At 40.3% G+C, this 7,117-nt stretch carries 8 protein-coding genes and 2 pseudogenes; 1 reads left to right on the top strand and 9 read right to left on the bottom strand.

The window, feature by feature from the left end:
- The first annotated feature begins 25 nt into the window (after positions 1-25).
- Positions 26-483 (top strand): annotated as a pseudogene (locus OCV70_RS19840) (Lrp/AsnC family transcriptional regulator).
- A 141-nt stretch (positions 484-624) separates the two neighbouring features.
- Here the strand turns inward: OCV70_RS19840 and OCV70_RS12795 are convergent.
- From OCV70_RS12795 to OCV70_RS12835, 9 genes and pseudogenes are all read right to left on the bottom strand, one after another.
- Positions 625-1,800, bottom strand: a complete 1,176-nt coding sequence (locus OCV70_RS12795; protein ID WP_117853961.1) for an NAD(P)-dependent malic enzyme — start codon at positions 1,798-1,800, stop codon at positions 625-627.
- A 37-nt stretch (positions 1,801-1,837) separates the two neighbouring features.
- Positions 1,838-2,968 carry an Ldh family oxidoreductase gene (locus tag OCV70_RS12800; RefSeq protein ID WP_262579735.1) on the bottom strand — a complete coding sequence of 377 codons (1,131 nt, stop codon included), beginning with the start codon at positions 2,966-2,968 and terminating at the stop codon, positions 1,838-1,840.
- Positions 2,969-3,102: 134 nt separating this feature from the next.
- The gene (locus OCV70_RS12805) at positions 3,103-3,810 is read right to left on the bottom strand and encodes a FadR/GntR family transcriptional regulator (RefSeq protein ID WP_173766343.1); all 708 of its coding nucleotides are present in this window, start codon (positions 3,808-3,810) and stop codon (positions 3,103-3,105) included.
- 148 nt (positions 3,811-3,958) lie between these two features.
- Positions 3,959-4,057: pseudogene (locus OCV70_RS19845) on the bottom strand (ATP-binding protein); the annotation flags it as partial.
- 358 nt (positions 4,058-4,415) lie between these two features.
- Entirely contained in the window at positions 4,416-4,772 is a 357-nt protein-coding gene (locus tag OCV70_RS12815; RefSeq protein ID WP_117853969.1) for a VOC family protein, read from the bottom strand.
- Positions 4,769-5,452, bottom strand: a complete 684-nt coding sequence (locus OCV70_RS12820) for an MBL fold metallo-hydrolase (RefSeq protein WP_195587669.1) — start codon at positions 5,450-5,452, stop codon at positions 4,769-4,771. The genes OCV70_RS12815 and OCV70_RS12820 overlap by 4 nt, the downstream gene beginning before the upstream one ends.
- Positions 5,453-5,530: 78 nt before the next feature.
- Positions 5,531-5,749, bottom strand: coding sequence for an aspartate dehydrogenase (locus OCV70_RS12825; protein WP_117853974.1), 219 nt, complete (start codon positions 5,747-5,749; stop codon positions 5,531-5,533).
- Between the two features lie 45 nt (positions 5,750-5,794).
- Positions 5,795-6,265, bottom strand: a complete 471-nt coding sequence (locus OCV70_RS12830) for an LURP-one-related/scramblase family protein (protein ID WP_015514812.1) — start codon at positions 6,263-6,265, stop codon at positions 5,795-5,797.
- Positions 6,266-6,304: 39 nt separating this feature from the next.
- Positions 6,305-6,940 carry a GNAT family N-acetyltransferase gene (locus OCV70_RS12835; RefSeq protein ID WP_317259469.1) on the bottom strand — a complete coding sequence of 212 codons (636 nt, stop codon included), beginning with the start codon at positions 6,938-6,940 and terminating at the stop codon, positions 6,305-6,307.
- Positions 6,941-7,117 lie beyond the last annotated feature (177 nt).

Here is a 7,117-nt window from a genome sequence, read left to right on the forward strand (position 1 = left end):
ATATTATTCTACAGGAGGAATACTTATGTACCTGGACGGTTTAGATAAACTGGATCAGAAGATTATCCAGTTACTGATAGAAAATGCACGCATCTCTTACTCTGATATTGGTGAAGAAATCGAGATTTCCAGAGTCGCAGTAAAAGCCCGGATTCAGGCTTTGGAGAAAAAAGGCGTAATTGAAGAATATACAACGATAATAAATCCACAAAAATCAGCGGTGCTGTGTCATGCTATTTTGAGATTGAAACAAAACCTGAGCATCTGCCACAGGTAACAAATCTATTATACCAAAATGATATAGTTACACAAATTTACCGTGTCACTGGAAGGGACAGGCTTCATGTACATGCCGTTGCTTCATCTAGTGATGAAATGGAGCTCTTTCTGCACAATGTCATTGATCCTCTGCCTGGTATTGTCAGCTGCAGCTGCAATACAATCTTATCACGTATTAAAGATATTAAAGGGTTACGCCTATAGAATATGTAAAAAAAGGCACTCCCCGGCATACTGCGGACGTTTCCTTGAAGTAAAATCTATTGCAGTCACACGTCCTTGCTGTCCCCATTATAAGTCATGCCGGGGAGAATTGCCTATCTTAATTATTAAATTGTATGTCTTTTAAATACGGGCTACACCGGTTCTCTTTGCTGCCTCAGCAACCGCTTTGGCTACTGCCGGTCCTACTCTCTTATCAAATGCCTTCGGAATGATATATTCCGGAGAAAGTTCCTCATCTGTGATCAGATTAGCAAGTGCTTCAGACGCTGCCAGCTTCATCTCATCATTGATCTCTTTTGCTCTCACATCAAATGCACCACGGAAGATTCCAGGGAAAGCAAGTACATTGTTAATCTGGTTCGGGAAATCACTTCTTCCTGTAGAAACAACTTTTGCTCCGCCTGCCTTTGCGTCATCCGGGAAGATCTCCGGAGTCGGGTTTGCACATGCAAAAACAACTGCATCTTTATTCATGGTCTTAACCATCTCTGTTGTAACGGCACCTGGTGCGGAAACACCGATAAATACATCTGCGCCGACCAGCATATCTGCAAGAGAACCGGATTTTTTAGCCAGGTTGGTAACTTTAGCCATTTCATCTTTGATCGGATTCATACCTTCCGGGCGTCCCTCATAGATTGCACCCTTTCTGTCGCAGAGGGTGATATTCTTAAATCCGGCTGTAAGAAGCAGACGTGCAATAGAGATTGCTGCTGCTCCGGCTCCGTTCATTACAATACGGACATCCTCTTTCTTCTTGCCAACAACTTTAAGTGCATTGGTAAGACCTGCCAGTGTAATGATCGCAGTACCATGCTGGTCATCATGGAAGATCGGAATATCACATTTTTCTTTCAATTTCTTCTCGATTTCAAAACATCTCGGTGCGGAAATATCTTCCAGGTTTACTCCACCGAAGGAACCGGAGATCATATAGATTGTATTTACAATTTCGTCCACATCGTTGCTTTTAATGCAGAGCGGGAATGCATCCACATCACCAAATGCCTTGAAAAGGACACATTTTCCTTCCATAACCGGCATTCCGGCTTCCGGTCCGATATTTCCAAGTCCAAGAACAGCAGAACCGTCTGTAACTACCAGACACATGTTCCATCTTCTTGTGAGTTCGTAGGATTTGTTTACGTCCTTCTGGATTTCCAGACAAGGCTGTGCAACTCCAGGTGTATAAGCAAGTGACAGATCATCCTTATTTTCTACAGGTACTCTTGTTACAACTTCAATCTTACCTTTCCATTCTCCATGCAGTCTTAAAGATTCTTTTGCATAATCCATTTCTGTTGTCCTCCCTGGTATTTTCTAATCTCATCTATTAATAGTTTCCTGTAAAGAATTTGCTGTCTTTTGGAAGCTCATATCCATCAAAATATTTATCAAAGTCAAGTTTGAGATATCCACACAGATTAGCAAGTTCGACCATCGTATTATCGTTTACAGGTAATCCATGCTCTCTTCTTTCTTTTTCTGCAAAAACTTCTTTTTCACCATGTGTATAAATACGGTCTTTGCCTTCTGCCTTCGGGCTTTCTCTCAAAGCTTCCAGGTATTCTGAAAAATGTCTGCGGATTGCCTGAGGATCACCAAATAAAGCCGGATCGATTGCCATAAATCCATGGCAGATTCCTGTTTTATCCGGGAATGTGCAGCAATGATCCGAAGTGACACCCATGGAAAGAATGGAACTGAACAGTTCACACAGCATACCATATCCATATCCCTTGTGGCTTCCTGTAACTTCTTCATTTCCACCAAGAGGCATGATTCCGCCACCCTTCTTTGCAACAATATTGGCAAGGACATCCGGTGCATCTGTGCTTGCATGACCATCTTTATCCAGCGCCCATCCATCAGGAAGCGGTTTCTCCATTTTGTTGTACATTTCGAGTTTTCCTCTTGTAACTACCGTGGTAGAACAGTCAAAGAAAAACGGATACGGGTCTGCCGGCATAGCTACTGCAATTGGGTTTGAGCCAAGCATGGCTTTTTTACCAAACGTAGGAACCATAATAGCCTCTGAATTGGTGCAGGCCATTCCCAAAAGTCCCTCATCGCACGCCATCTTTGCATAATATCCGGCAATACCGAAATGATTGGACTCACGGACAGTTACAATTCCAACTCCGGTTTTTTTGGCTTTTTCGATGGCTTTTTTCATTGCATAAACGGAAATAAGCTGTCCCATTCCATTATGGCCGTCAATCACTGCAGATATCGGTGTTTCAAATACAACTTCAGGCTTCGCCTGCGGATGGATCGTTCCCTTTTCGATTCCCTTATGATAACGCACCATTCTCTGCATACCATGACTTTCTATTCCATAAAGGTCAGCCGTAAGAAGCACATCCTTGATCTGATTGCTTTCTTCCTCTGTAAAACCAAACGCCTTGAATACGTCTCCGCAAAAATGATTCAGTGTCTCATATGACCATTTCACATATCCCATTGTTTCGTCCCTCTTCCCGGCATTGCCAGTTTTGTTTATTGGCATTACCAATTTGTATTTTGATTATACCACTGGTATTACCAAAACGCAATAGAGGTCATATCAATTTATCCTGTAAAAATGCCCAAAATTTCTCAGGATTTTTTTTGCATTTCTTCCATATAGCGTTCAATCGTATCCATATGTTCGGACATACATCGTTCCGCCTGTTCTGCATCTCCGTTGATGATCGCCTCAACAAGCCGATGATGCTGGTCATCAACCTCTTTGGCAGAATTATTCTTTTTCATAATGTAGTCTCTCGTCCCGGAAACAATATTCTCAGTCAGCTGATCCGCTGCCGCAAGGACACTGTAAACCATCGGGTTATCTGCGATCTTTGCAATCTTCTGGTGAAGTTCGCGATCCAGTTCACCCCGTATCTTTTCATCTTCTGCTACGTCCAGCCGTGCAAGAATCACCCTTAATTCTGCTGCATCCAGCGGTGTGCACTTTCTCGCTGCGAGAATTGCTGCTTCTCTTTCCAGTGCCGCACGGAACTGCTGATTCTGGCGCAGATATCCATGATTTAATTTAAAAAGTATGGATAAGGGTTCGATCAGCCAGGTATCCAGATCCTCCGTAATATAATTCCCGCCTCCCGGCACCGGCTTTACTATTCCCAACAGTTCCAGTGCTCTCAGAGCTTCTCTGACTGCCGGTCTGGACACTCCCATGGTCTCCGCCATTGTCCGCTCTGCCGGAAGGGCAGCTCCCGCTTTGAGATTGCCATTCTGAATGTTCTCTATGATCTGATTTAAAATCCCGTTAAAAGCCCGTTCATCCCCAATTTCTTTAAACATACTCCATGCCTCCACATCCCATTTCCGTCCGTATATTCTTACAGACGGTATTATTTTTACTGTCTTTCCCATACAATTTATTTTGGGTACAACTGCACAGTATGGCAGTTATTTCTTATTCATATACATTATCAAAATACAAAGGTGCTTATTCTTGCAACAACCAATCAGCTATGTCGTGAATCTTGATTCCTTCATAGCTATATTTTGGATGTTTGGTTCGAGCAATAATCATTTTCGGATAAGCACCTCAGATCTGAAGCAGACTGACCTTATTAGTAGAAATCAATGAAGATAATATTGATGTATTGTTTTCATATAGTCACCCACTTTCAAAAATTGAAAGTTCTTCATTTCTTGAAACTGCTCCAATGTATTTATTATATTGTCTGTTAATAACATATGCAAGATGCCTCTATAAAATAATAATACCGGTACTGGATATCAAGATCCCGCACTGGTTTATTGATTGCTCTCTGGTCTCCATTGCAATACTTCATAATCACTTCTTATTCCTGAGACAATGTTTCCAAATATATTTTTCTTATGTGAACGATTTTAAAATTATCAATATACATCAGTTTTTTTCGATTTCTCAACCAGCTTTACGGCAGAATCTCAAGCCAGTAGCCATCTGGATCTACGATGAAATAAATTCCCATTGCTTCATTTTCGAAGCAAATGCATCCCATCTCTTTGTGCTTTTTGTGTGCTGCCTCGTAATCCTCTGCCTGGAATGCCAGGTGGAATTCGCATTCACCCAGATTATATGGCTGTGGATGATCTTTAAGCCAGGTAAGTTCCAACTCAAAATCACTTACATCGTTGCTCAGATACACAATGATAAAATCATCTGTAGTCTTTCTTCTCACTTCGTGCAGATCAAGAGCCTCGTTGTAAAATTTAATAGATCGCTCCAGATCTGACACATTGTAGTTTTCGTGAATCATCTTAAACTTCATAATTCTTCTTTTGTACATTCTGTGTTTTTAATTCGTGACTTATATTGTGGGCATTCAGTAATAAACCGCTTAATTACACTGGCATCATTCCAGTAATGCATTGGAAAAATGACATTGCAATCTACATTTTTAAGGAAATACAGGATTCCGTCAGCATAGTGATCTCCCTGCCTCGGATCTAAGGGGACAAATGCAGCGTCAAAATGCATACCCTTGATTTTGCTGATCTCCGCACGATATGCTGAAGTAAGTCTCTGATTGTCAGCTTTCGGCTCACCATCCCAATACCAGTCGTTTAAGTCACCGGCATGATAAATGGTGCCTTCCTTTGTTTTAACAATAAATGCTACACCACTATCGTTAGATAGCAATGTATCGACTTGAGTGCCATTATCCAGATTATAAGTCTGATCATGATAAACATATGTGATCTTCATATCTGACAAATGTTTTCTTTTGCGTATATCTTTCGCCAAAATTGCCTGATATGTCATGCCCATATCATCAAGGATCTCAAAAATCACAGGATTAAAATGATCCTTATGAAAATGACTGCAAAAAACAATTACTTCTTTTTTCTTGTCAAGAAGTGGTAATTCACCCTTATAATAGTCAAAAATATAGTAGCAATCTTTAGTTTCAATTAAAAATCCACTGTGTTTAATGTAAGTAATTTTCATCACCTTTATAAAATAACTCCTTTTTCCCTATAAGCTTACAGACGAATACCTGGCGTTCATCCACAACCCAGAAGATGTCTAATATTCTTTTGAGATTTCCTCTGTTATCTCATATATCTCTTTGAATTTTTCTAAGTCTTCCGACGATCTGATCAGCATGATCTCTTCGATTTTTCCGGTCCGTATATCTTTAAATCCTGCTACTTCTTCTCCGGTGCAAATGCTTGCACGAATAACTGGTTTCATCTGTTCTCTGTCATATGTTTTTTTCACGATTTTCTTTTTGAATAATCCCATGCTACCTCCCCATCTCCGAATATCTTCGGTAACAAGATCAACTATTTAATTTCTGGAACATTTTTCTGCATCGATTGCCAGTACAAACATCAGCGCATCCAACGCATTTCCTGGATCCTGCACATCAATAACATATGTATCCGTCATATGAAACAGTTCTTTACTAACCCGTGCAATTGAATAACCGCTTCGATCAAGAATGCTATAGTCCCATTCCATAATGGTTCCATCAATATGCCATCCATTGTAATCAATATTATAATGTGGCGTCAGGAATGAGAATTCTTTGCTCAGGCATCCGATATAACTGCCGTTTTTATAAATTTCGAATTTAGGAAGAAAAGTAAGTACTTTCTGAACAACCATTCCCACTTCATTTCCATAGGCATCATAAATTACAAGTTTATGTCCCCAGGACAACTGACCTTTTACTACATAAACAGTGTTGCCTGCTTCATCATAGATATCATAGCTGTCAAACCATGAAAACAGCCTTTGTTTAAATAATAACTTCATAACTTTTCACCACTCTCTCCAACAGATATAATTGGTTCTTTACACTTCTTCGATATTGGCTACGTGGATTTTTCCATCAGGTTGTGTATGGCTTTTCCATTGCTCTTTTGTTATGACATTTGTATGGCCAACTCTTATCTCATTAAGCAATGGTACTGGAACCTCATCGCAAGTATGATGATAAATAAATCCAAGTTTCTCCTGTACTCTTTTGGACTTTTTATTTCCGTCATAATAGCCACACCATATTGTAGTCATTTCAAGCGTTTCAAATCCTCGTTTCATAAGCGCATATGCCGCTTCTGGCATATACCCTCTGCCCCAGAATGGTTCTCCCAACCAGTAACCAAGTTCACATTCATCATCTCTATCTGTCATATCTGTATGTCCGTTTAGTTTTAGTTCAACAGCTCCTATTGCAACATTATTCTCTTTTTCACAGATTGCATAGCATTCTGCTCCGGTGAAAACATTGTCAATAACATATTTACTTGATTCGATATCCTTGTGAGGAGGCCATCCGGCAATTGGCCCTACTTTTGGATTTTTTGCATAAGTAAACAAACTTTCTGCATCATCTTGCGTCCACTTTCTTAAAATCAATCTTTCAGTTTCTAGCATCATTTTAAAATATATCCCTTCAGTATTCAATTTCGATTTTACCTTGGTGAACAAAGTCGCGTCCCTTTAGCCGATAGCTATGGGGATTCAATTATTGCTCTTTTCCTTAAGTTTATCATACTGGGTGTTTTGGTAAAAGTTTTTTTAGTTAGCAACCACCAGTTCAACTGGTGGTTTATCCTTGGCCCTCCAAAGGCCATTGTTACTGCTCGCCCCAAAGGGCGGTATCGC

Source organism: Blautia acetigignens (assembly GCF_025566865.1).
GTDB classification, from domain to species: Bacteria; Bacillota; Clostridia; order Lachnospirales; family Lachnospiraceae; genus Blautia_A; species Blautia_A acetigignens.

Coding starts and splice junctions, on each gene's coding strand:
- OCV70_RS12825 (WP_117853974.1), bottom strand. CDS start 5,749: ATGGGATTATTCAAAAAGAAAATCGTGAAAAAAACATATGACAGAGAA.
- OCV70_RS12815 (WP_117853969.1), bottom strand. CDS start 4,772: ATGAAGTTTAAGATGATTCACGAAAACTACAATGTGTCAGATCTGGAG.
- OCV70_RS12795 (WP_117853961.1), bottom strand. CDS start 1,800: ATGGATTATGCAAAAGAATCTTTAAGACTGCATGGAGAATGGAAAGGT.
- OCV70_RS12820 (WP_195587669.1), bottom strand. CDS start 5,452: ATGAAAATTACTTACATTAAACACAGTGGATTTTTAATTGAAACTAAA.
- OCV70_RS12830 (WP_015514812.1), bottom strand. CDS start 6,265: ATGAAGTTATTATTTAAACAAAGGCTGTTTTCATGGTTTGACAGCTAT.
- OCV70_RS12805 (WP_173766343.1), bottom strand. CDS start 3,810: ATGTTTAAAGAAATTGGGGATGAACGGGCTTTTAACGGGATTTTAAAT.
- OCV70_RS12800 (WP_262579735.1), bottom strand. CDS start 2,968: ATGGGATATGTGAAATGGTCATATGAGACACTGAATCATTTTTGCGGA.